Below are 24,998 nucleotides of genomic sequence, written 5' to 3'. Positions count from 1 at the left end.
AAATATCATATAGATTTATGATATCACAAAAAATCTAATATATGACGCATTATTTCATTTCTTTTAAAAATTTTGCACAATTTATTTTTAATTGATTTTTGACACCCCCTGCATTATAATCATAGAGATTGTCTATTTCTACATTTAATTAGAAGAAAAGCATTCAAAAAGTATTAATGAGGTGAATTTCTATAATGATTTCCAAGGATTATACACTCGGTATTGATATCGGTTCTACTACGGTTAAGATTGCACTTTTAGATGCACAGCATAATATTATCTTTTCCGATTATAAGAGACATTTCGCTAATATCCAGGAAACTCTTGCAGAGCTTTTGCAGGAAGCAGTTAAGGTTAGCGGTAATGTAACTCTTCATCCTGTTATTACCGGTTCAGGCGGACTTACTCTTGCTAAGCACTTAGAAGTTCCTTTCGTTCAGGAAGTTATAGCTGTATCCACTTCTCTTAAAGAGCTTGCTCCCAAAACTGACGTAGCTATCGAGCTCGGCGGCGAAGATGCCAAGATCATTTATTTCGAAGATGGTAATGTTGAACAGCGTATGAATGGTATCTGTGCCGGTGGTACAGGTTCTTTTATCGACCAGATGGCAGCTCTTTTACAGACAGATGCTTCTGGTCTTAATGAATATGCCAAGAATTATAATTCCTTATATACAATCGCTGCTCGTTGCGGCGTATTTGCCAAGTCTGATATTCAGCCACTTATCAATGAAGGTGCAACCAAAGAGGATCTTGCCGCTTCTATTTTCCAGGCTGTAGTTAATCAGACTATTTCCGGACTTGCCTGTGGTAAGCCTATCAGAGGACATGTTGCATTTCTCGGTGGTCCTCTTCACTTCCTTGACCAGCTCAAGGCTTCATTTATCAGAACTCTTAAGCTCGATGAGGAGCATACAATCGATACTGATAACTCTCATCTTTTCGCAGCAATTGGTTCAGCTATGAATGCCAAGGAAGAGACTTTCTATACCATGGATGAAATGGTTGGTAAGCTCTCCCACAAGATTGTAATGGATGCAGAAGTATCAAGACTTGATCCTCTGTTTAAAGATGAAGGTGAATACAAGGCCTTCAGAACAAGACAGGATCAGTACAAGGTTAAAACAAGAAAACTTGATTCCTATAGAGGAAAGGCTTTCCTTGGAATAGATGCTGGTTCTACTACAACAAAGTGTGCACTTATCAGTGAAGACGGAGATCTTCTCTACTCCTTCTATTCCAGCAATAACGGAAGCCCTCTCAAGACTGCTATTTCATCTATCCAGGAGATTTATAAGCTCATGCCAGAAGGCGTAGAAATCGCCAGAGCATGTTCTACAGGTTATGGTGAAGCTCTTCTTAAGTCAGCTCTTTTACTTGATGACGGTGAAGTTGAGACTATCGCTCACTATAACGCTGCTGCTTTCTTTGATCCAGAAGTAGACTGTATCCTTGATATCGGCGGACAGGATATGAAGTGTATTCATATCAAGAATAATTCCGTAGATTCAGTTCAGCTCAACGAAGCATGTTCTTCAGGCTGCGGATCTTTCATTGAGACTTTTGCAAAGTCCCTTGATTATAGTGTTCAGGACTTTGCTAAGGTTGCATTATATGCTAAATCTCCAGTAGATCTTGGTACAAGATGTACTGTATTTATGAACTCAAGAGTTAAGCAGGCTCAGAAGGAAGGTGCTGATGTAGCAGATATTTCATCAGGTCTTGCTTATTCAGTAATCAAGAACGCGCTCTTCAAGGTTATCAAAGTATCCGATGCCAAGGATCTTGGTAATCACATCGTTGTTCAGGGCGGAACTTTCTATAACGATGCTGTTCTTAGAGCTTTTGAGATCATTTCAGGAGCACAGGCTATTCGTCCTGATATTGCAGGTATCATGGGCGCGTTTGGTGCTGCTCTTATTGCAAGAGATCGTTTTTCTGAGACTGAAGGCTATAAGACAACAATGCTTTCTATCGATCAGATCAATAATCTCGAATATACAACCAGCATGACTACATGTCAGGGCTGTACTAACCACTGCAGACTTACTATCAACAAGTTCACAGGCGGTCGTCAGCATATTTCAGGTAACAGATGCGAAAGAGGTATTGGTAAAGTCAAGAATGCAGATGGTATTCCTAACCTCTTCGATTACAAATATAAGAGAATTTTCGGATATGAGCCTCTTACAGCTGATAAGGCAACAAGAGGTACTGTAGGTATACCTAGAGTTCTTAACTTCTATGAGAACTATCCATTCTGGTTTACCTTCTTTACCAAGCTTGGCTACAGAGTTGTCCTCTCACCTCGTTCAACTCATCAGATTTATGAACTTGGTATTGAGTCAATTCCTAGCGAATCAGAATGTTATCCAGCCAAGATAAGCCACGGTCATATTGAATGGCTTATCAAGCAGAATGTTGATTTCATCTTCTATCCTGGTCTTTTCTATGAGCGTGAGGAAGTAGAAGGTGCGACCAACCACTACAACTGCCCTATTGTTACTTCATATTCTGAGAATATCAAGAATAACGTTGAGTCAATCACAAATGGTAACGTTAAGCTTCGTAATCCATTTATGGCATTTACATCCCTTGAAACAGTAACCACTTCTCTTGTAAAAGAGTTCAGCGAGATTCCTGCCGAAGAGCTTATCGCAGCTGCAAAAGATGGTTGGGATGAGATGGCAAGAGCAAGAAAAGACGTTCAGAAAAAGGGTGAGGAAACCCTTAAATGGATTGAAGATAATGGTAAACATGGTATTGTCCTTGCTGGAAGACCATATCATATTGACCCCGAGATCAACCATGGTATTCCTGATATGATCTGTTCCTATGGTGTTGCTGTTCTTACTGAGGATAGTGTGTCTCACTTAGGGCACCCAGACAGACCACTTATTGTATCCGATCAGTGGATGTATCATTCAAGACTTTATGCTGCAGCTAGCTTTGTTCGCACAAGAGATGATATTGATCTTATTCAGCTCAACTCCTTTGGATGTGGTCTTGACGCTGTAACAACAGATCAGGTTAATGATATTCTTTCTGGTTCAGACAAGATATATACCTGCCTCAAGATTGATGAGGTTAATAACTTAGGAAGTGCTCGTATCAGAGTTCGTTCACTTCTTGCTGCTATTCGTGTTCGTAAGCAGAAAAACAAAAAGAGAACTATTAACGAAACTGCCAACCACAGAGTTCTTTTCACAGAGGATATGCGTAAAAACTACACACTTCTCTGCCCACAGATGTCTCCTATCCATTTCGACATCTTAGAGCCAGCCTTTGCTGCTTGCGGCTATAACTTTGTAGTTATGCAGAACGATAATAGACATGCTATTGATATGGGTCTTAAGTATGTTAATAACGATGCTTGCTACCCATCACTCTGGGTTGTTGGTCAGATCATGGATGAACTTCATTCAGGCAAATATGACCTGAACAGAACTGCTGTCATCATGTCACAGACAGGTGGCGGATGCAGAGCTACTAACTATGTAGGCTTCATTAGAAGAGCTCTCAAAAAGGCTGGCATGGAACAGATTCCTGTCGTATCACTGAATCTTTCCAAGCTTGAATCTAATCCAGGCTTCCATATCAACTTTGAGATGCTTGAAAGAGCTGCTTACGGAGCAATTTTCGGTGATGTATTCATGAGATGCGTATATAGAATGCGTCCTTATGAGAAGGTTCCTGGATCAGTTAACGCTTGTCACGAGAAATGGCTTCCTGTTGTTAAAGACTTTGTAACCAGCAAGCACATGAGCTTTTTCAAGTTCCAGAGACTTTGCAGACTGATCATAGAAGACTTCGATAGAATTGAGATCACAGATGAAGTTAAGCCAAGAGTTGGTGTTGTAGGTGAGATTCTTGTTAAGTTTGCTCCTGCTGCTAATAATCATCTTGTTGAGCTTCTTGAATCAGAAGGCGCTGAAGCAGTTGTTCCTGATCTTATCGACTTCATGCTCTACTGCTTCTACAACCAGATTTATAAAGCTGAAGAGCTTGGTACTTCCAAGAAGACAGCTAACCTTATGAAAGTTGCTATTTGGGCTATTGAGAAGCTCAGAAGTGGCGCTACTAGAGCATTTGAGAGAAGTAAGCACTTTGACCCACCAACAAGTATTTACAAGCTTGTTGAATATGCTGAACCTATCGTTTCTATCGGTAACCAGACAGGTGAAGGCTGGTTCCTTACAGGAGAAATGGTTGAGCTTATCAAGGAAGGTGCTACTAACATTGTATGTACACAGCCATTTGGATGTCTTCCTAACCACGTTGTTGGTAAGGGCGTAATCAAACAGATGCGTCACTTGTATCCTGGATGTAACATTGTTGCTATCGACTACGATCCAGGCGCTTCTGAGGTTAATCAGCTTAACCGAATCAAGCTGATGCTTTCTACAGCGCAGCGCAAAGTAGACGAAGAGAAAAAAGCAATATAAATAAAAATAACCCCAGATAAATCTCCGATGATTACAAGAATCAAATCGATTTATCTGGGGATTTTTTATCTTATACTAGTCCACGCTCTCACCTAGAGTGTCTGCGTCTCTTACTGCGATATCTCCATAGATTGATATAGCATATCAATGCAAGCACCAGAGCTACGAGAATAACAATGATCAGCTGCAATACTAATCTATTTACGTTTATTGCCTCATAAGCAATAGAGTACTCAGAGAACTTGTCTGTTCTAAAGGTTACTGTATTAGGATCGTTGTCCAAGTCTCTTAAGATATCTACTGTTCCGTTGTGATTTCTAAGTATGCAGTAGCTTCTGCCTGACTTCTTATACTCTTCAGGAATTGGAAGAACTACGAGAAGCTCTGCTCCAGTCCTATTTAGTACTTCACTCTTACCATTTCCAGACTTCATGATAAAGAAATCAAAATAGCAAAGTGGCTTATATCCAATCTTGGTCTGCATTACTTTTTTAGTATTATTATCAACAGTAGCTGTATTATCTGTAATGCTTACATTAAAAAGAATTGGATTACCACTTAGAACTGATACTTTCTCATCTTCTGAAAGTGTAGCAGATACTACTTTTTCAAAATTAATAAGTGATGGATTATCAAAGTAAAGTCCCTGAGAGGTTTCCTGTGTGTACTGAGCAAATGAGTTATTGACTGTTACCTGTAATGTTCCTATCTCATAAGCCTCTTTTAACAGCGCCATCTCAGCATTATCATTTATAAGTCTTCTTACTGTAGCATCATCAAATCCATACTTGGCAATAATACTGTTACTTGGTGTAGTATCATCCAAGCTTACTACTGGAGATTCATCAAGTGGGACAAAAGTATCTTCGATGTATGTTTCTTCATCCAGTTCCTCGATTTCTTCAGTTTTAGATTCCTCTTTTACTACGTTCTGCTCAGGAATAGCACCTTCATTAGCTGTCTTTTCGGTATATTCAGTCTTTTTGGTCTCCTGCTTTTTGGTAGTGACAGCTTTTTGATTGGTTGTAGTACTCTGCTTGGTTTCTGCAGCAGGCTGAACTTTTTCAAAAGTAGCTGTTATGGTATGGCCCATACCAATTTTATTAAATGTATAGCTTCCTGCAGGTCCAATATTCTTGCCATCTACAGTTACTGTCTTAACAGTGTAATTTGCATTAGGCACGATCTGATATGTAACGCTTCCACCTTCTGCTACAACATACTCGCCACTTGGGACTATTGCACCACCCTCATTAGTGATTCCTGATACCATCTTGTAGGTCTTAGTTTCTTTTTTCCTGAAGCTTGCAGTGATATTCAGGTCATTGCTGATATTATCAACTACATACTCTGCATTATAGGATACTATCTGGCCATTGATTATCCAGCCAGCAAACTCATAGCCATCATAAGCACTTTGCTTAATTACAACCTTCTTGCCCTTATCATAGGTTCCTGCACCCTCATATTTACCAGTATCCTGAGGAGTTACAGAAACATAAACATTATACTGATTTCGAACAAATACAGCTGTAATATTCCTATCAGAAGTTACATTATTAAGCTGAATAGAACTTGATGTACTAAGAGTCTTATTGTTTTCTACAAACTCTTTAAACGCATATCCTGATTTTGCTTTAGCTGTAATAGTTACGCTTCCACCGCTCTGAATAGTGCAGCTATCACTGATAGTACCACCATCAGAAGTATTTACTGATGTTTTGATATAGCAGGTGGTTCTGCTAAATCTGGCAACAACATTTCTGTCAGATGTAATGTTTGTAAGATCAAAAGCCGGAGCTGTTGAAATAAGGTTTGATCCCTCATACCAGCCAGCAAAGCTATAGTTATTATTGGGAGAAGCAGAAACTCTCATTGAGCCGCCATTTCTGACAGCGCCTCCACCAGCAACTGCTCCAGCGCCGACTGGATCAGCAGAAACCCTTACAATATGATCTACCGGTTCAATAGTTACAATCGCACTGTCATAGAATCTTGGATCCTGTTTGGATGTGGCTATTACAGCAAGAGTTGGTGATGTTTCGTTTGAAGCAAGTGATAAAGTTCCATCAGATTTAATGGAAGTACTTGTTGAACTATTACCTGTTATCGACCAGTTAACACTTTCATCATATTTATTTCCACCAGTAACTTTTGCAGTAAACTGATAGGACTTACCAACAGGTAATGAAGTACTTGCAGGAATAATCTCAACGCTTGTTATATAAGGCTCACTCTTTTTTATAGTCATTGTCGCAGTAACCTGGACTCTCTGGTGCTGCCTTATATCATTAGCTGAGTAAAATACATAATACGCACTATAATTGCCCTCTGGAAGGCTTGAGTCTGCAACAATATAAAAAGGAGTCTGTGAACCAGGAACTGTATCCAGATCAGCTCCTGGAGCTACATAAAGCTCAAAAGCTGTTGAAGGATCAAATTCATCCCATGTAAGTGGAAATGGATTTTCTCCTGTATTAACAATACTGAATCTCTGAATATCGACATAATCATTCTGATATACTGTGCCAAAATTCAGATTTGGGTCGTAGCATGTAAGATTGTAAAAGAATGGATCTGGTTCATCACGATTATCTACTGGTTCTGTATCACCAGTTTCTGAAAAAGTCTCATCATTCGAATTATTCTCAGGTTCTGCTACAGGTTCAGGCTCAATTTGATTCTGAACATCTGCATCATAATCCGGATAATCTACATGTTCAAATGTATCTCCTACAGTTGACATGTCTCCATATTCTTCAGCCAGAAGCATCCCATCAAATTGTTCTCTTGCATATACTCTGTACAATTTAATGCTTAAGACTGAAGAGACAACGAGACAAATGGCCAAAATTATGGCATTTACCCTCACAAAGAAATTATTTTTCATTTATCTTCCTCCTCATCGAAATAAAACTTCACTATTTTATGATAACATTTATATTTGCACGTAATTATAAAAAAATCCTGAAAGTTTTTAAGCTCTCAGGATTTTTATACGAATATGAAATTATTTTGGTAATTTATTCTGTTGCTGTTTTGGCAGATACTATATTTTTAACCAATGCATCCATTGATGTATCTGTGTAAGATTGTCCATTAATATCAGCAAAGAAATTAAACTTACCATTCTTGTCGAGACGGATTCCGAAATTGGAAACCTCATCATCTTCGCCTGTGTTCTCACTAATCTTTTCGCTTAGATCAGTTATTTTGCTCATGGCATCATCAATCTGACCCATAAGCTTGTCTTTTGCATCTTTGTCTTTTGGGTCATCGGAAGCAAGAAGTTTCATTTCATCCTCGGATAAAATAATACTATACTCCAGATCACCACCGATCTGTGACAGATCATCATTCGGACCAGCGACAAAAACATCGGCATTGTCATATTTCTGTTGTAAAAGATCTACAACCTTGCCATACATTTCTACTTCCGGTGAAAATTCAACCTTGGCGCTTTCTCCAAACTTATTAGCTACGCCAGAACTTTTCTTTTCACCATTGTCTTTAGAAGGTCCTCTGACTTTGTTGCCAGCTACGCTGTCTCGCGAACCATTTACGCCACGATACAGGCTGCTAATGTTTCCATTAACGTTGTTAGCCATAGTGTTCCTCCTTGAATAATACACGTAGAATCCTTTCTACGGTGGCAAAACAATAAACAGACATACTATTCCATTAGTACATCCTTCTATACTACCTTCACCCTATCATGCCCTTTTCGGAATAACAATTAAATATATATTAAATTTGTGTCTAAACGAAAAAAACTTCCAGATAATATAAATTATCTGGAAGTAAAATTTCATAATCTATGGAAAGCCTTATTTCTTCTGAAGTTCGAAGTCTTCTACATACTGAGTGATGAACTTAACAGTTCCTTCTATACCAAGGATACTTGAGTTAATAGTAAGATCGTAGCTATCAGCACGTCCCCACTTCTTGGAAGAATAATAATTGTAATAGCTCTGACGCTGTTTATCCTTCTTGTTCATCATATCTCTTGCCTGATCATCAGTCTTGATATCATCAAAACGCTCTTTGATCCTCTTGATCTTGCACTCCTCATCAGCATGGATAAAGATATTAAGAACATTATCAAAATCGCTCAGAGCATAATCAGCGCATCGTCCAACTATTACGCAAGGTCCTTCCTCAGCGATCTTCTTGATAGTATCAAACTGTGCAAGGAATACCTTATGACTTATAGGCATATCAACAAAGCTTGATGCATTATAGCCAAATGAATATGTATCCATTACAAGATTGTACAAAAATGAATTTGTAGGTCTCTCGTCATGGTTCTGGATCATCTCTTCGCAGAAACCACTCTCCTTGGCTGCTCTGCTGAGAAGCTCCTTGTCATAACATTTAATCCCATAATTCTTGGCAAGCATTTCACCAATTTCTCTTCCGCCTGAACCAAACTGTCTTCCAATCGTAATAATTGTATTCATACACTCACCCCTTTAAGCAAAATTATAATGCCGTCTTATGTTACTATTATTTTATCTTATTTAAGCACATTGAGCAAATGATTAAAGTACTCAGGTAACGGAGCATCCGTCTCTATGTACTGCCCATTTACCGGATGAATAAACCCAAGTGTCTTGGCGTGAAGACACTGCCCATTTGTCTTAAACTTAGAATGACGCCCAGGCGCATACACTTCATCCCCCAAAAGCGGATGTCCAATATGAGACATATGAACTCTTATCTGATGAGTCCTTCCTGTCTGAAGCTTACATTCTATATAAGTAAAGCCATCTTCCTCGAAGCGCTTAAGTACTCTGTAATGAGTAGATGCATATTTTCCACCCGGAACAACAGCCATCTTCTTTCTATCTGTTGTGCTCCTTCCTATTGGAGCTGTTACATCACCCTCATCTTCCTTGATAATACCATAGCAAATAGCATGATAAACTCTATTGATAGAGTGCTCTTTAAGCTGCTCAGCAATTGACTGATGGGCATTATCGTTCTTACAGATGATAACGGAGCCTGTAGTGTCCTTATCAATTCTGTGTACAATTCCCGGCCTCATTACACCATTTATACCAGACAGATTATCTTTACAATGATACATTATGGCATTTACAAGTGTATCCTTGTAATGACCAGCAGCCGGATGAACAACCATATCCTTGGGCTTATTGACGACAACCACATCATCATCTTCATAAATGATATCAAGTGGAATATCCTGAGGAAGGATCTGTGGTATCTCTACAGGCGGAATCTCCATGACGATCTCATCATTTTCAGATACATGGAAACTAGCCTTGACCACTTTGCCATTACAGCTGACCTTCTTGTCATCGATCAGCTTTTTGATATAAGTTCTGGAAAGAGAATCAATTAGCTCACTGATAAGCTTATCAATTCGCATTCCATCATATTCATCTGTTACAAGAAATTCAAATACTTCGCTGTTTTGATCCATTATTTAAATTCCCTAAATTTGTTGTGCTGCTTGAAACTCAAAAAGTTAAAATCACTCTCTTTGTAATAGAACAGGAATAAAAAGACAAATACAAATGTAGCTACAGTCACGTAAATATCTGCCACATTGAAAATAGGGAAATTGATGATAACAAAATAAATGAAGTCTACTACGTAGTCATTTTTAATTCTGTCTATCATGTTTCCGGCTGCTCCGCTTGCGATAAAAACAAGCAGGATGTGCAGAATATTATATTTCTTGTCATCAGGAAGTCTGAATAATACATAGCCAATGATCAAAAGAATCAGTATAGCAACAAGTACAAAGAAAACCTTCTGATTCTGAAGCATTCCAAAGGCTGCACCTGAGTTTTTCAAAAAGTTAAGCTCAAGAACACCACTTATAATCTTAACTGCTGGCTTGTCCTGAAGGTGAACTACTGCAAGGTGCTTGGTGAACTGATCAAGGAACACCAATAATATAATTAAAAGAACATCAACTGCCAAAAATATCTTTTTCTTCTTAGAAATACTATTCATTTAAAAAATATCCTTCACTCAATCATTATTCTCAATATAGATAATCTCTTCAAGGGCCTTTTTCATCTCATCATCAGATACTTCTGTGCTGATGAACGCTTTACCAATCCCCTTAAGAAGTACAAATTTAACCTTGTTGCTATCTGCCTTTTTATCTGATTTAGTGAGTCTGATCACTTCATCAGCATCAACATCCTCAATAGAAATAGGAAGATTAAATGGAACGAACATATCTCTGATCTCATAATACTCTTCCATAGAGATAAGCTCTTTTTTCCAGGAAATAAAAGCAGCTGCCACGCAGCCAAGAGCTACGCACTCACCATGAAACAGTTCAAAATTCTTGGCCTTTTCAATAGCATGTCCGAGTGTATGTCCAAAGTTAAGGAGTGCTCTATCGCCCTTTTCTGTAGGGTCTTTCTCTACTACTGCCTTCTTGATCTCGCAGCTATGCTTAACCATCTCCATGAGAACTTCAGGCTCTTTATCACTGATCTCATACATATTCTCAATAAGCCATGTATAGAAGTTCTGATCCTTGATAAGGCCATGCTTCATAACCTCAGCGAAACCAGAAGCAAACTGCCTGTCACTTAAGGTATTAAGAGTTGATATGTTGGTATAAACAAGTGAGGGCATATAAAAAGCACCAATCATGTTCTTGTAGCCTTCGTAATCTACACCAGTTTTACCACCAATACTGCTATCTGTCTGAGAAAGAAGTGTTGTAGGAATCTGCACATATGCAATACCTCTTAGGTAAGTTGCAGCTGTAAAGCCTGTCATATCACCTACAACTCCGCCGCCAAGAGCAATGAGCAGATCATGTCTGTCAAAATGATTCTCAATCAGAAATCTGTAAATCTCATTTATCTGTGATAAGTTCTTATTCTCTTCACCCGCAGGAATTTCATACACAAAAATTTTATCGGATATCTCTTTAAGAGCATCCTTAATGTTATCGCTGTATAATGGCTTAACATTACTATCTGTAACAATAGCAATCTTTCTGCCCTCAAAGCCAAGCTCCTTTATATTTGATGAAAGCTCGTCAAAACTTGTATCAAAAACAATGTTGTAACAAGGCTTTTTGTCATAGTTAATTGTAAGTACTTCACTCATTAAAACTTATCTCCGTCTTATGTTATATATTACAAAAAGGCTGTTGACTACTAATCCCATTGTCAACAGCCTAATATTCAAATTATATCAGTTTATCTGCTGAGGTCCTTCTGTGATTCCGCCACCAAATGCTCCATTGAGCATTGACTGAAAATCACCTGAAATATCTACAGAAGCTGGTGTAATAATAAATATATATCTGGAAATCTTCTGAAGATTACCTGAAATAGCATATGTTGAACCAGATGTAAAATCGATAATTCTCTGAGCGATATCTACATCTAAGCCTTCAAGATTAAGTACTACTGTACGATTAGCAAGCAAAGTATCTGTAATCTCTCTGCCATCCTCTACAGATGTAGGTTTAATCACGCAAACTTCCATTCCTGCTGAACTCATAGATTTCTTTCTGGCAGGAACTACCTTAGGTGCAAGCTTCTTGGTCTTTTCTTCTGGTATTTCTATGCTTGGATCATCTTTACCGATTGGAGCAGAACTGTTAATAGATTCAATCTTGGATGTGGCATTATCAAAGCTATCATCGTAGTCATCATAATAACCACTATCGTCATCCCCATTAAGCTGAATTGCTTTTAAAAACTTATCCATTACGCTCATATTTATTTACTCCTCGTAATTTTTTCCCAACAAAATCACATATTATTTTAACGTAGTATTACATAAAATGTCAAATTTATTCACTTGTTGCTTCGCTTGAATTATCGACAGCATCTACATCAAGGACGATATAATCATAAACGCTAAGTCCATACATAGTATTTGATTTAACTATAGAATATTCATCGTTCTGATATAGAATACGTATCTGCCTGAAATCAGGGTAACCTTTATTGATGTTATAAACACCTACCAGTGTATCCTGCTTGCCAACAGCGAATCTTTCATTGGAATCCGGCATAATAAGAGTATCTCCGGATCTGAGAGCGTCCATATTCACGTAATACTCAGTATCATTCTCATTGTAGACTGAAATATTAACAAACTCAGAGGTCTCATTACCCTGTTCATCATATTTATCACGAAGAACGCCGGCTGTATTGTCATTGTTCTTAATGACATACGCCTTGGGAATAAGATAAAAGCTCTTATTAGATACAGCAGAATTAGGAATCTTGAGCCCCTTTTCATCCTCTGTTATAAGCTCTACGCTAAGTATTCTATCTCTGCAGAAAGTGATCATTGAATTAGTGAAGGTCAGAACCACAAATGTATCACCATTTAAATTGGTTGCAGTAGAAACCTTGCCCCATGACTCATTCTGATTCTTAAGGAATCTGACTTTAATATAGCCACTATCAACCATTTCCTGAACCTTATCAGGATCATCCTCATGGATGACGATAGACCACTCTTCACTGGTACATAATTTGTAGACTGGATCACCAGCCTTAACAAGAGCATTGTTGATAAGCTGATTCTTGGAATAAGAAGCATTATCAAACATTTCAAGCTTAAGATCTGATGGTGCAAGGTCTTCATAACCATCAGTAGAATAGATAACTATTCCAGTATTGCCTGCATACTTGTAGTTAATAGCCTGCAAAGCTGAGCTATTAGAGTTAAGAGAACTGATATTATTTAGAATGGAATTATTAGAAAGCTTCTGAACTGTACCATCAAGACCAACCTTAAAGTCATAGACAGTATAAAAATCATGTTCATTAAAAGATGACTTGAAATCAACTATCTGAGATCTGAGCTCTCCAAGGTCTTCATCCCCTAGAAATACTTCATCAGAACCCTGAGACTTGAGGAATTCAAGCAGCTGACCTGATTCATCTACAGTATATACCAGATTACCAACAGCAACTCTTCCGCCTTCTGCAGCAAAATAGTTAACGTATCCAGCAGTATCACTTTCAACGATCAGTTCATCCCTAAGAGCTATTGCATCATAGATATTATTGGTAGAAAGAGCTCCCTCTTTGACCTCATAGCCAACTATGTGCTCTTTTCTGAAATATGAAACAACACTAATAATGATGTATATCGCAATTACCGCAAAGAATACAACACCAATATTAATATTATTAAGATTCTTAGGATATTTAGTTACTTTCTGACTACTCCCCTTAGCCATCTGGCTCCAACCTTTTCATACACAAAATAATTTCAAAAGATAAGCCGCGGAATTCCGCGGCTCATCATAATACTCATATCACAGATAATTATCAAAGTGAAATAACGATCTTTGATTTAACGGATTCTGGAACTTCAGCCTCATCCATTGAAAGGCTGAGAACAAAATCAATATTGAACTTCTCTGAAAGTTTTTCAAGCTTGTCTATAGTCTCAGTAATATCCTGACCTTCTAGGCAAGAAATCTTGAGAAAACTATCAAAATACATCTGCTGGAGATCATGGTCTTGAGAAATAATACCACTTACGAAACCAATGAATTCATCGGCATTTGAGATCATAAAATCTGATACAACAATTAAACGAATCTTGTTATTAAGCTCATACATGTGCTTGGTGTTCTTATCGAGAAAGGCAATACTACCTAAAACATTCTTAACTTCAGCATTTACCTTATCCAATAAGCATTTGGTCTTTCCTTTTCCCTTTTTCCCAACAATTAACTGAACCATTGGCATACCCTCCTGCAAGCAAGAATTTTTGATATATTAATTATATGTTATTGGTACTTAAAAGACAACCTTAATTAACGATTTCCTTCAACAATTGTGTCATATCATTATACAGAGTACCACTGTCTGTATCCCGCATGATTACTGAGATGTAAGGATTTCCTGCAGTATCTCTGGCAAGCAGAATAAGGCAATGTCCTGCAGCCTGCGTAGTACCTGTTTTACCGCCTATAACAGTTACTCCGGAGGGCGCAGATTGTGCTCCGGTGATAAAACCATTTGTATTTGAAATATCGACATCTTTGGATGCTCCAGTGGAATCTAAATAAGATGTCGTATAGGTATTCATATTGATTATTTCGCTGAATGTATCGTACTGCATAGCTGCATTAAAAATAAGATACATATCATATGCCGTAACATAGTGTTCATCACTGGTAAGACCATGTGGATTCTCAAAATGAGAATTAGTGGCACCAATAGCATAGGCTTCAGTATTCATCATGTTTACAAAGTCCGGAATTGATCCGCCAATATTAGATGCAATAAGGTTAGCTACATCATTGGCAGAATAAATAAGGAGAATGCGAAGAGCCTGATCAAGAGTCATTCTATCTCCTTCTTTTAAGCCGATCTTCTGGGCTCCACTCTCAGTAACATACACATCAGAGCCTGCAACCAGGACCTGCTCAAGACTTCCATACTTAAGAGCTACATAAGCAGTCATTACCTTGGTAAGACTGGCAGGCATAACTCTTTCATTGACGTTCTGAGCAAACAAAGTCTCTTTTCTGGAAAGATCAAAAAGACCGGCACTGACAGAATCTGTAATACCAGAATCCCCATCACCTATATCTGTATTAACAACACATAGATCAGACGCATAGGTCGGATAATACAAGGAAACCTTGTCATCAGATAAAAAAGAATTAACGGAATATCTGGCTGCAGTCTCTGCACCCACACATCCCGTTAGATTTGTAGTTAGAATTAGTAAAGAAGCTACTACACAAATAGCTTTATTTATACATTTCACGCCACTCAAGATCCCCTCTGTCAAGTGATTTGATTAAAAGCTCAGCTGAAGCCAGATTAGTTGCGACAGGAATATTATGCATATCGCAAAGTGTCATTACATTATTAACATCTGGCTCATGAGATTTAACTGTAAGTGGATCTCTAAGGAAAATTACAAGGTCGATTTCGTTATGCTCAATTGCTGCTCCGAGCTGCTGTGCTCCACCAAGGTGTCCAGCAAGATATTTGTGTACAGAAAGGTTTGTTACTTCCTCTATAAGTCTGCCTGTTGTTCCTGTGGCATATAAATCGTTTTTACTAAGGATACCTCTGTATGCGATACAGAAATTCTGCATAAGTTTTTTCTTGGCGTCATGTGCTATAAGTGCTATATTCATGAACTTATACCCTCCCCAAATTATACTTGTTACTCTGAAGTCTTACATTTAAGACAAATCCCATTCCCATGTAGGAACTAAGAAGTGATGTCAAACCATAGCTTACAAATGGAAGTGGAATTCCAGTATTAGGAATAACTCCAGTTGCAACTCCAATATTAATAAAGCCCTGAAAGCCAATCCAGGCTCCGACACCTGCAGCAATTATCTCTCCCGCCTTGTTCCTGGCCTTCATGGATATCATGAAGCACTCAACAGCAATAGCAAGAATAAGAACAACTACTACACAGGCACCTACAAATCCAAATTCCTCACCAATAACAGTGAAAATAAAGTCTGTAGGAGATTCTGAAATGAAACCACCATTCAATACTGAACTGATCTCATTTGTATTATATCCCTTACCATATAACTGGCCCGAACCAATGGCCATCATGGAATTAAGTGTCTGATACGCATCTGAGTTAGCATAGTCCTCAGGATGAAGCCATGCAAGAATACGCCTCTGCTGGTATTCATGAAGAATACTGCTCTCTCCCTGTACTGCATTATAAATAACAAATAATACTGATGGAATTGCTATAGAAAGAACAGCTATGACAATTTTCCAGCTAATTCCTGCCACGAACATAATAGTACTAAAAATCGTCAAAACCATAATACAGGTCGACAAGTCTGGCTGAAGTGCTATAAGGGCCAGTGGTAATGCAAGGAACATAAGACATATTAGGACAAAACCAAAAGATTTGATTCGGTCCTTATATTTCATAATAAACTGAGCATAAAATAAAATCAATAATATTTTAGCCGCTTCTGAAGGCTGGAAAGTAATGCCAAAAAGGTTGATCCATCGCTGTGCACCGTTAGTGCTACTTCCAAGAGGTGACAAAACAAGTGCCAGTAAAACCGCGTTACCTATATAAAACAAAATATAAAGCTTAACAATCAGCAGATAGTCCAGTAGAGAAATAAAGATCATCATAGCTACACCCAGAACAAAACCTGCTATCTGCTTATTGCTGGAAGCAGGTTCTGCTGAATTGATTGCCATTATGCCAATTGTAGTTAGTGCCATGACCATGATCACGAGCGCAAAATCGTAATCAATAAGTCTATACTTTTTAATCATAAAGTAATATCTCCGATTAGCTTAATCAGCATTAGTAGCGCCATCCTGAAGAGTCTGGGCTGTACCTGAAATAATCTCATCCTCATCCCTAAGTTCAAAATAATAAGAAAGAGCATCCTTGGTAATCTGAGCTGCATAGCTTGAAGTATAACCATTAGCTATTCTGGTAGCTATTGCTATCTCAGGCTTCTCATATGGTGCATAGCAGACAAAAAGTGAGTGGTTAGGCTTACTCTTAGATTCCTGCGCTGTACCTGTCTTACCTGCAACAGCAACACCAAGATTAGAGTAATATGCCTTATCCAGAACAACCTGTCTCATACCAGTATGAATAGCATTCCAGTAAGACTGTGGCATATCAATAACATTTCTGATCCTTGCAGAATAATCTTCAAGAAGGTTACCGTTTGAATCAGTAGTTTTATCTATAAGTGTAAGATTATAGCAAGTACCACTGTTAGCTACAGTAGTAACATATCTTGCAAGGCCAACTGTTGTATAAGAGTTAGTACCCTGTCCAATAGCAGAACGCACAGCATCCATGTTAGATATCTGTGGCTCAGATTCAGCTATCTCTATACCAGATTTCTCAGAAAGACCATAAAGATCCGCATACTTGGCAAGCTTCTCAAGACCTGTATCCGGAGAATAGCTATCTCCCTCAAGTCCAAGTCTGTAACCGACTTCATAAAAGAAACAGTTACAGGAATTACGAATACCGCCGGTAACATTAAGGCCGCCATGACCTCTTGGATAAATCCAGCATCTAGGTGGATTGTCAGTCTTATCAAAAATACCACCGCAGTAAATTACAGAATCGGTAGTAATGATACCTTCCATAAGTCCTGCAGTAGATGAAACCATCTTAAAAGTAGAACCAGGCGCTGTCTTCTGCTGTGTAGCGTAGTTGTACAAAGGATTGGAATTATCCTTACGGAGGCTGGCGTAATACTCAGCATCAACACCATTAGCCATCATATTATTGTCATATCCAGGATATGAAACAAGCGCTAGTACATCACCGGTATTAACATCTGTAATTACCATTGATCCGGTACATGGATCAAGCGCAAGCTGCGCTGGAGTAATATCAAGGTTAGAAATACGATTAACCATGAAAGTATAGGCAGATTCTCCGCCTCTTTGCCACAGTTCAAGCTCTTCCTCATCCACATGAATGGCATTCTGTTCTATTAGAATGTCGCACACCTGAGATCCGGAAATATAGCCATCAAGCAAAAGATATTTATACAGCCTTGTCTTAAACTCAGCATCATCTGCAAGTTCAGTAATAATATATTCTGTGATCTGGTTAAAAATCTCCTCAGAATCAGCATATTGATTATCAATGCTAAGTTTGGAAACATCAATCCAGTTCATGGCAATGGCATATTTAAGATACTCTGCCAAAGAAATTGTCTCATCATTTGTCCAGGCAACGTAAGTAGCATCTTCCTTATCAACCTTGGACGAATCCAAAATACCATCATTATACAGATTCGCAGCAATATGACTCATATACCACTGATACTCTTTGGATAGATGGTCATAGCTTGTCTTATTCTCAGAAAGCTCTGCTCTTATCTGTTCTACAACGCTTTCATTTTTACCAAGGAAAGCTTCATAAACCGCTTTCTCACTGTCTCCAGCATCCTTGGCATAAAAATGATTAACATCAACTACGTTATTATCAAAAATAGCGTAATAAACATCATAAATAGGAATAACAATATTACTGGAGCTGGAAGTCTCAGTAAATGTATATGTCTTGATATTCTGTATCTTAGAAACAAGAATACCAGCAAGTGACTGCTCAATAATGTTATAGCATGCCTCAGTAAGATCCTTATCAATAGTAAGATAAACATCATTACCAGCTACTGAATCAACATAGTTACTGGTCTCGATTACCTGACCTGTATTATCAACATAAACCGTTTCAGAACCTTTTGTACCCTGAAGAACACTCTCCATGGCCTGCTCAATACCGGATTTACCTACTGTATCGTTGATGCCATAGTTACTGTTTATCTGCTGAAGCTCATAGAGCTCATCCTCAGAAACTTTACCTGTATATCCCAGAATCTGTGAAAAATACACTGAGTCAACATACTTTCTTGCAGTGCTCTCTTCAATAGAAACACCATCAAGAGTATCTGCATTTTCCATAACATCAGCAACAGTCTGATCACTAACATCCGAAGCAACCGTTGTATCAATATACTTCTGATAGCTGTTAGTACTCATGTTATATCTGATATTAAGTACCTTAAGTGCTCTCTCATTAGTGTAGTTAAGCCTTGGAACAAACGTGGAGGAATCATCAGGGTCCTCATAATCACCAATTCCAAAGTTTTTGCACATATCATCTACAACTTCTGCAGCTGTCTTGGTCTTTTCTTCATACTTAAGTTCATTTATTGAGCTTCGGCCATAAACATCAGCAAGAAATCTAAGAAGAGCATTTCCTTCTACAGTAAATTCAAAAGAATTATTCTCATCCAGAACAATCCTAAAATCCTGGTCTACAGAATCGCCATTTTCCTCGATAATATCGATAAGCCTGTTAAGAGTAGTGTTAATAGACTTATTCTTACCTCTTCCGGATTTATAAACGTCCTCAATAGTTACGGAATTAGCCAGCTCATTATAAGCAAGGAGCTTACCATTTCTGTCATAAATATTGCCTCGTGTAGCAGCGATGCTCTTTTCCTTCTTGATACGCAGTTTAAAAGAGTCAAGGTAATACTCACCATTAATAATCTGCAGCGAAAAAAGTCTGTAGATCATTACAGACGCAAGACAGAGAAGAACGCCACATACTATGACAGCTCTGGACGTTATGAACTTGATTACAGCTTCCCTTATTTCACTAAACAAATTTCTTGGCACTCCTTTGTTCTCTCTCATCTATCCTATTGTTCAGATACAGAATAAATGGGTAAAAGAAAATTGCTATCAGAGCTGTATAGACCACCTCTGGTACTATGACATTCATCATGTAATAGCCTATATCAAACTTGGTCCTGAACAAGAACATAAGAACATAGCAGACAAAACCAAATAAGAAATCGGCTATAGTGATAAACACAATAGGTATAACGATGTTCTGTGAAAAGAATACTTCATGAAACTTACCGACAATAAATCCAAGATACATATAGATAAGGGCAAAAAAGCCTATATATGTTCCAAAGAAAATATCTACCAGAAGTCCACTAAAAAAACCCATGATGAGGCCTGACTTATCTCCCTTGATAAATCCTGAGGAAGCAACAACTATCATTAAAAGATTTGGTGCATTGCCACCAAAATCCAGAACTCTGAAAACAGTAGTCTGTAAAACAAATGAAACAAGCACCAAAATAAAATTGGTAATAAATCGCCTAATATTCATTTAATTACCCTTAGTCAGTAACATTTTTCTTAAGTTCAAGTAACACCAAAACAATGTTAAGATGCTCAAAATCAACAGCTGGAGTCATTGTGCCAGACTTGGTCAGGTTGTTTGAATCATCATCAATTGTAGAAATATATCCTACAAGAATACCCGGCAAGTATTTGTCACTAATGTTTGATGTAACAATCTTATCTCCTATGCTAACCTTGTCTACATCATCAACAAGCTTGGAAAATCTGATAAGTCCCTGTTTGTATAGCTCAAGGTCACCAGAAACAATAAGATTATCTGATGATGACAGAACCATTCCACTTACAGATGCGTTATCAGCAATAATAGACTGAACCTTAGCCCAGTCAGGACCTACATCTATAATTCTTCCAACAAGCGCGCCATTAGCCATGACATTCATATCAATAGCAAGTCCGTCGTCAGAACCCTTATCAATTACAAAAGCGTGATACCAGTTACCAGCATCCTTGGCAATAATACGGGCACCGATCTTGTCGTATCTCTCATAAGGATCATCAAGCTGATACATATTACGAAGCTCTATCAGCTCATATTTTTCCTGTTCAAGTGTTGTATTAGCTATAGTAAGCTCATCGATCTCATTTTTGAGTCTCTCGTTTTCATCAAGAAGCTGTGTAATAGATGAAAGCTTATCTGTAGTATTCCTAAGGTAAGTCCCAACAGTTGTAATACCCTTCTGAAATGGCACAACAAAAATGCCTGCAAAAGAATTAAGCGGGCCTGTAAACAGATTAGTATTAAACGTTATGATTATCATTCCTGTGCATAGCACTGTTAAAATAAAGAGGAGATATTTACTTGGTAATGTAAAATCTTCTCCTCTTCTCTTGATAATGGGACTCATTATTTATCCTCTTCAATTCCATATGCAAGAGCTTTATACTGGTCTTCCTTGATGATCTTGGCAAGTCCAAGTGCTCCTGATCCCACTGGATTCTCAGCAATATTAACGTTAAGTCCTACGCCATTGCTAAGTCTCTGTGCGAGGTGGCATACCTGTGATGCACCACCAGTAAGATAAAGACCATGCTTAAAGATATCAGCAGCAAGCTCTGGTGGAGTTTTCTCAAGTGCAGCCTTGATGTTATCAAGAATTGCATCAAAGTTCTCAATCAGAGCCTGGTTCAGAAGCTCTGTAGGAATCTTACGCTCAACAGGAAGTCCTGTAACAATGTCTCTTCCATAAACAACAGCGTCCTTACCTTCCTTCTCAAGATCCTTAAGAGAGATCTTAACAGCCTCAGAAGTCTTCTCACCGATGAGAAGTCCAAACTCCTTACGGATAACGTTTCTGATTGACTCATCGAACTTCTTACCACCAACCTTGATAAGCTTACTTACTACGATTCCACGAAGTGAAAGAATAGAAATCTCAGTTGTGTCATAACCAACGTTAACAACAAGAACACCCTGGGAGTTCATAACGTCTACGTTCATTCCAAGACCATCTGCAAGAGGCTTCTTAACCATCATGATCTTCTTGGCCTTGATGCCAGCGTCATTGATAAGGTCATGGAAAGCTCTTCTCTCAACCTCTGTTACATCCTTAGGTACTGCAATATAAACCTCACAAGGCTTAACAGAGCCCTTCATCTGATCTGTCAAAAAGAGCTTAACTAAAGTCTCCATATGCTCAATATCAGCGATAACACCGCTGTTAAGAGGATAAGTTATCTTAATCTTATCTGGAGCCTTCTCATACATCTCATATGCAGAATTGCCATACGCAAAGACATTAGTCTTATTCTCGATAGCAATCATATTCTTCTCAACTGTAAGAGAATCCTCATCCCTGTTGTAAATCTTGATGTTGCTGGTTCCAAGATCGATTCCAAAAATATTACCCAAAACGTCCTCCTTATTGCCACAGCATGCCTTTTTCTTTAAGGCTGCAAAATGACCTGTCTCCTATAATAATATGATCTCTAAGTCTTATATCAAGCATATTGCCTGACTGACTAATTTTATTGGTGATTGAAACATCCGCTCTGCTAGGAGTAGGATCTCCAGTCGGATGATTGTGCAGAAGTATAATGCCTGAAGCTCCGCACTTAAGAGCATGCATAAACACATCTCTTGGTGAAAGACTTGCTGAATTAACGGTTCCCATGGATAAAAGACATTCCTCAATAAGATTAAGTTTATTGTCGAGGCATAAAAGAATTACCTTCTCTCGCTCCTCGTGGCGAAGCCTTTCCATGTAATGCTCTGCAACATCAGCTGGATTATTGCAATTAAATACGCTTTCCCTCTTCTGCGCAGACATTCTCTTGGCAAGCTCAGCGATACATTTGAGTTTGACCGCCTTGACCTGACCGATTCCATGAATGCCCATAAGTTCATCCATGGATAGAGAAAAAAGTGCATTGAGCCCTTTTTCCTTGCCTCTTCCCATCTCCATTATCTGACCGGCTATATCAACCGGTGAGCTTGTGCTACTGCCAGTTCTGATAATGATTGCCAGAAGTTCAGCATCCGTGAGACTCTCAGGTCCATAGGCCAAAAATCTCTCGTAGGGAAGCCCTTCTCTGTACACTGCATTTTCAGCAAGTAGTGTATTAAATGATTTCATGAATCTCCTTCCGATATTAACTCCAGACAATCAGAAAAAGACCACTATATATTTTATCACATATAAAGTTTAGTTTAAACAAGATTCTGACACTATTCCCGCATCAACAAGGCTCTGAAGAGTCTTAAGTATGCCGAGTTTAGCGTGAGGCCATGTAAGACCACCCTGAAAGAACACTGAATAAGGCTCTTTGATAGGGCCATCAGCTGAAAGCTCAATAGATGATCCAGATACAAATGCACCTGCAGCCATAATAACCTGAGCATCATATCCAGGCATATCCCATGGCTCTGGAGCAACGAAGGAATCTACTGGAGCAGCTGCCTGAACGCCCTGACAGAAAGCAATTACGCCGTCTGCTCTTCCAAAAGTCACAGCCTGAATAATATCGTGTCTTGGCTCAGTAGCATTTGGACATACATCAAAGCCAAGCTTCTCATATACATTTGCTGCAAATATAGCTCCCTTAAGAGCAGAAGCAGTTACTGTTGGAGCAAGGAAGAATCCCTGATAGAACTGAGGAAGAATTCCAAGAGAAGCACCAACCTCTTTTCCAAGTCCAGGAGAAGTAAGTCTGAAGGCTGCATTCTCAACACATTCCTTAGTTCCTGCAATATAGCCACCAATAGGAGCAAGTCCGCCGCCTGGATTCTTGATAAGAGATCCAACAACCATATCAGCACCCACATCAGTAGGCTCCTTGATATCAACAAATTCGCCGTAGCAGTTATCTACCATGCAGATAACATCTTTTTTAATTGATTTGATAAAAGAAATAAGCTCGCCAATTCTGTCTACAGAAAGAGTTGGTCTTGTCTGATATCCCTTAGATCTCTGGATAGTACAAAGCTTAATATTGTCATTCTCAAGAAGAGTCTTTTTGATATTGTCAAAATCAAAGGCTCCATCTGGAAGAAGGTCTACCTGAGCATAGATGACACCATATTCAGCAAGAGAACCCTTAGATGGTCTAATACCAATAACCTCTTCAAGCGTATCGTATGGCTTACCAACTGGTGAAAAGAGCATATCACCAGGGCGAAGGTTACTCATAAGCGCAAGTGCAAGAGCATGTGTACCACAAGTGATCTGAGGTCTTACAAGTGCATCCTCTGTATGGAAAACAGATGCATATACAGCCTCAAGCTTCTCTCTACCGATATCATTGTAACCATAACCAGTTGTTCCTAGAAGGCAGGCCTCTGAAACCTTGTTATCCTGCATTGCCTTGAGAACCTTAAGCTGGTTATATTCAGCGTTTTCATCAATCTTCTTAAATCTTTCTTCCAGATCACTTAGAATCTTCTCGCCAAAATCAACTACTGCGTCAGATATTCCAAGTGCTTTATACATTTCCTTCTTCATAAATCCTAATCATCTCTTTCAAAATTAATTCATCATCGTGACCAAATTCATTCTTATCAATCCAGATCACATCCTTCTCACGTCTAAACCACGTGAGCTGTCTCTTGGCAAAATGTCTTGTATTAAGCTTGATAAGGTAAATAGCCCTATCAAGATCATACTCACCATCAAGGTAGCCAATGATTTCTCTGTAGCCAAGACTCTGCATTGATGTAGCTGTCCTTGGGATGTTGTACTGTTCAAGGGATTTAACCTCATCCACAAGACCTTCTTCTATCATCTGATCTACTCTTTTGTCTATGCGAGAGTATAGCGTTTTTCTCTCATCTGTCAATACGAAATATCTAAAATCATAGGGAGAGGTGCGCTGGTGCTGCTCTTCATTGTGCTCAGAAATAGGCTTTCCTGTCTTATGGAAGTATTCCAAAGCTCTTATAACCCTCTTTGAGTTATTCTCATGAATAATCTCAGCAGAAACAGGATCCACTGCCCTAAGCTCCTCATGAAGAACGTGAACGCCTTCAATTCTGGCTCTCTCCTCTAGTAAATGTCTGTAGCTATCGTCCTCATCAGTTTCTGTAAAATCAATATCGTAAAGAACCGCCTGAATATAAAAGCCTGTTCCGCCAACGATGATTGGAACCTTCCCTCTGGATGCTATATCTGCTATAGCCTCTTTTACAAGCTTTTGGAAGGTAAAGACATTAAAGTCCTCTGTAGGCTCCAAAAAGTCTATAAGATGGTGTCTTACTCCTCCCATCTTCTCAGGGCTTATCTTGTCTGTTCCAATATTCATATATTTATAGACCTGCATAGAATCAGCGGAGATTATCTCTCCGCCAAGTCTCTTTGCAAGTTCTATAGATAGTTTTGATTTTCCAACGGCCGTAGGCCCTGTGAGAACAATAAGTTTTTGCATA

General features: G+C 38.6%; 20 protein-coding genes. 1 reads left to right on the top strand and 19 read right to left on the bottom strand.

What is annotated here, in order from left to right; genetic code table 11:
• The first annotated feature begins 194 nt into the window (after nt 1-194).
• Nucleotides 195-4,445 (top strand): 2-hydroxyacyl-CoA dehydratase, encoded by a 4,251-nt coding sequence (locus IJI01_RS04200; RefSeq protein ID WP_292186306.1) that lies wholly within the window; start codon nt 195-197, stop codon nt 4,443-4,445.
• 88 nt (nt 4,446-4,533) lie between these two features.
• On the opposite strand, the gene IJI01_RS04195 is transcribed toward IJI01_RS04200, so the two are convergent.
• The 19 genes from IJI01_RS04195 to miaA form a co-directional block, all read right to left on the bottom strand.
• The gene (locus tag IJI01_RS04195; RefSeq protein WP_292186302.1) at nt 4,534-7,335 is read right to left on the bottom strand and encodes an InlB B-repeat-containing protein; all 2,802 of its coding nucleotides are present in this window, start codon (nt 7,333-7,335) and stop codon (nt 4,534-4,536) included.
• Nucleotides 7,336-7,468: 133 nt separating this feature from the next.
• Nucleotides 7,469-8,053: a DUF6033 family protein gene (locus IJI01_RS04190; protein WP_292186299.1), complete on the bottom strand. Its 585-nt coding sequence runs from the start codon at nt 8,051-8,053 to the stop codon at nt 7,469-7,471.
• A 219-nt stretch (nt 8,054-8,272) separates the two neighbouring features.
• A complete protein-coding gene (locus IJI01_RS04185; RefSeq protein WP_292186296.1) occupies nt 8,273-8,905 on the bottom strand; it encodes an AAA family ATPase in 633 nt (210 codons plus the stop codon).
• A 56-nt stretch (nt 8,906-8,961) separates the two neighbouring features.
• A complete protein-coding gene (locus IJI01_RS04180; RefSeq protein WP_292186294.1) occupies nt 8,962-9,891 on the bottom strand; it encodes an RluA family pseudouridine synthase in 930 nt (309 codons plus the stop codon).
• Nucleotides 9,891-10,430: a signal peptidase II gene (gene lspA, locus IJI01_RS04175; protein WP_292186291.1), complete on the bottom strand. Its 540-nt coding sequence runs from the start codon at nt 10,428-10,430 to the stop codon at nt 9,891-9,893. The genes IJI01_RS04180 and lspA overlap by 1 nt, the downstream gene beginning before the upstream one ends.
• An 18-nt stretch (nt 10,431-10,448) precedes the next feature.
• Entirely contained in the window at nt 10,449-11,552 is a 1,104-nt protein-coding gene (aroB, locus tag IJI01_RS04170) for a 3-dehydroquinate synthase (protein WP_292186288.1), read from the bottom strand.
• Nucleotides 11,553-11,639: 87 nt separating this feature from the next.
• Nucleotides 11,640-12,170 (bottom strand): cell division protein SepF, encoded by a 531-nt coding sequence (locus IJI01_RS04165; protein WP_292186286.1) that lies wholly within the window; start codon nt 12,168-12,170, stop codon nt 11,640-11,642.
• Between the two features lie 76 nt (nt 12,171-12,246).
• A complete protein-coding gene (locus IJI01_RS04160) occupies nt 12,247-13,653 on the bottom strand; it encodes an HlyD family efflux transporter periplasmic adaptor subunit (RefSeq protein WP_292186283.1) in 1,407 nt (468 codons plus the stop codon).
• 91 nt (nt 13,654-13,744) lie between these two features.
• Nucleotides 13,745-14,164 (bottom strand): twitching motility protein PilT, encoded by a 420-nt coding sequence (locus IJI01_RS04155; RefSeq protein WP_292186280.1) that lies wholly within the window; start codon nt 14,162-14,164, stop codon nt 13,745-13,747.
• 70 nt (nt 14,165-14,234) lie between these two features.
• Nucleotides 14,235-15,128: a D-alanyl-D-alanine carboxypeptidase family protein gene (locus IJI01_RS04150; protein ID WP_292186277.1), complete on the bottom strand. Its 894-nt coding sequence runs from the start codon at nt 15,126-15,128 to the stop codon at nt 14,235-14,237.
• 55 nt (nt 15,129-15,183) lie between these two features.
• Entirely contained in the window at nt 15,184-15,579 is a 396-nt protein-coding gene (gene mgsA, locus IJI01_RS04145; RefSeq protein ID WP_013280872.1) for a methylglyoxal synthase, read from the bottom strand.
• A 4-nt stretch (nt 15,580-15,583) separates the two neighbouring features.
• The gene (locus tag IJI01_RS04140; protein ID WP_292186273.1) at nt 15,584-16,708 is read right to left on the bottom strand and encodes an FtsW/RodA/SpoVE family cell cycle protein; all 1,125 of its coding nucleotides are present in this window, start codon (nt 16,706-16,708) and stop codon (nt 15,584-15,586) included.
• Nucleotides 16,709-16,729: 21 nt separating this feature from the next.
• A complete protein-coding gene (locus IJI01_RS04135) occupies nt 16,730-19,588 on the bottom strand; it encodes a penicillin-binding transpeptidase domain-containing protein (RefSeq protein WP_292186270.1) in 2,859 nt (952 codons plus the stop codon).
• Complete coding sequence (gene mreD / locus IJI01_RS04130; protein ID WP_292186267.1) at nt 19,581-20,105, bottom strand: rod shape-determining protein MreD; 525 nt, start codon at nt 20,103-20,105, stop codon at nt 19,581-19,583. The genes IJI01_RS04135 and mreD overlap by 8 nt, the downstream gene beginning before the upstream one ends.
• Nucleotides 20,106-20,115: 10 nt before the next feature.
• Complete coding sequence (gene mreC, locus IJI01_RS04125) at nt 20,116-20,985, bottom strand: rod shape-determining protein MreC (RefSeq protein WP_292186265.1); 870 nt, start codon at nt 20,983-20,985, stop codon at nt 20,116-20,118.
• The gene (locus IJI01_RS04120) at nt 20,985-21,989 is read right to left on the bottom strand and encodes a rod shape-determining protein (protein WP_292186263.1); all 1,005 of its coding nucleotides are present in this window, start codon (nt 21,987-21,989) and stop codon (nt 20,985-20,987) included. Before IJI01_RS04120 ends, mreC begins: the two co-directional genes overlap by 1 nt.
• A 10-nt stretch (nt 21,990-21,999) precedes the next feature.
• Complete coding sequence (gene radC / locus IJI01_RS04115; RefSeq protein ID WP_292186260.1) at nt 22,000-22,713, bottom strand: RadC family protein; 714 nt, start codon at nt 22,711-22,713, stop codon at nt 22,000-22,002.
• A 69-nt stretch (nt 22,714-22,782) separates the two neighbouring features.
• Nucleotides 22,783-24,078: a methionine gamma-lyase family protein gene (locus IJI01_RS04110; RefSeq protein WP_292186257.1), complete on the bottom strand. Its 1,296-nt coding sequence runs from the start codon at nt 24,076-24,078 to the stop codon at nt 22,783-22,785.
• A complete protein-coding gene (miaA, locus tag IJI01_RS04105) occupies nt 24,059-24,997 on the bottom strand; it encodes a tRNA (adenosine(37)-N6)-dimethylallyltransferase MiaA (RefSeq protein WP_292186255.1) in 939 nt (312 codons plus the stop codon). The genes IJI01_RS04110 and miaA overlap by 20 nt, the downstream gene beginning before the upstream one ends.
• Nucleotide 24,998: the final 1 nt, after the last annotated feature.

This window comes from Butyrivibrio sp. (assembly GCF_017433805.1).
Taxonomy (GTDB): Bacteria; Bacillota; Clostridia; order Lachnospirales; family Lachnospiraceae; genus Butyrivibrio.
Note: the sequence above shows the minus strand (reverse complement) of the source record. Positions and strands in the feature narration are given on the sequence as shown.